Below are 1,442 nucleotides of genomic sequence, written 5' to 3' on the forward strand. Positions count from 1 at the left end.
TGAAACGCCCCATGCCCATGCGGAAGGTAGTGGCCGGAAGCTGCGAGAGGATGCCTTGGGCGCATCAAACGTCACGGCAGGATCGTCCAACTCACAACCGAAGGACGCGATGCAACTGATGGAAATGATCGTCAGTCGCGATAACATGATAGCGGCCTTACACCGCGTGGTGTCGAACAAGGGAGCGGCGGGCATCGACAAGATGAGCGTTGGCGACCTGAAGCAGCATCTCGTATCGCATTGGCCGCGCATCAGGGAAGACCTGCTGGCGGGTCGGTATGAGCCAGCGCCGGTGCGCGGGGTGGAAATCCCCAAGCCCGGCGGCGGGAAACGCCTTCTTGGCATTCCCACGGTTCTCGACCGCCTCATCCAGCAGGCGATACATCAGGTGCTGATGCCGATCTTCGACCCAGGCTTCTCCAATTCCTCTTTCGGCTTTAGGCCGGAGCGGAGTGCCCATGATGCGATCCTTGCCGCACGGTCCTATGTGGCCGACGGTTACCGCGTTGTGGTTGATCTTGATCTGGAGAAGTTCTTCGACCGGGTAAACCACGATGTGCTGATGGCACGAGTGGCACGCAAGGTCTACGACAAACGGGTGCTGCGGTTGATCCGCCGTTATCTGCAAGCCGGGTTGATGATGGGCGGGATGACGACAATGCGAAGCGAGGGAACGCCGCAGGGCGGTCCCCTGTCTCCGCTATTATCGAACGTCCTGCTCGACGATCTGGACAAGGAACTGGAACAGCGCGGACATCGCTTCTGCCGCTACGCCGACGACTGTAATATCTATGTGCGGTCAATACGTGCCGGTCAACGGGTGATGGCTTCGCTCACCGCCTTCCTTGGAAGGAGACTGAAGCTGAAGGTCAACGCCACCAAAAGTGCTGTTGACCATCCATGGAACCGGGTCTTTTTGGGTTATACGATGACGTTCCACCGTATGCCCCGCCTCAAGGTGGCGGTACAAAGTGTGAAGCGTCTTCGTGGCAAACTGAAAGCCCAGTTCCGGGCTGGGCGTGGCCGGGCCATTGACGCCACCATCAAGGACCTAGCGCCGATCCTGCGCGGCTGGACAGCTTACTTTAAGCTGGCTGACGTGAAGGGGACGTTCGAGGAAATGGATGGATGGGTTCACCGCAAGCTGCGGGCTACCCTGTGGCGGCAATGGACGAAACCAGCCGCGCGCGCAAGAAACCTGATGCAACGAGGCATAAAGAAGGAGCGTGCATGGATAAGTGCCAGCAATGGCCGGGGACCATGGTGGAATGCCAGAACCTCACACATGCACGAAGCCCTACCGAATGCCTACTTCACCAAAATCGGGCTGATCTCGTTCCTGAAGGAACACCGACGCCTATACTACGCTTCATGAACCGCCGTATACGGAACCGTACGTACGGTGGTGTGGGAGGAGGGCCTAAAATGCCCTCCTACCCGAT

General features: G+C 58.6%; 1 protein-coding gene. It reads left to right on the forward strand.

All coding sequences use genetic code 11. The features are described 5' to 3' along the window. On the forward strand, positions 1–1,375 hold a 1,375-nt coding region (ltrA, locus tag HWX93_RS22635; protein WP_235969198.1), incomplete at its 5' end, for a group II intron reverse transcriptase/maturase. Positions 1,376–1,442 lie beyond the last annotated feature (67 nt).

The organism is Brucella tritici (assembly GCF_902825325.1).
Lineage (GTDB): Bacteria > Pseudomonadota > Alphaproteobacteria > Rhizobiales > Rhizobiaceae > Brucella.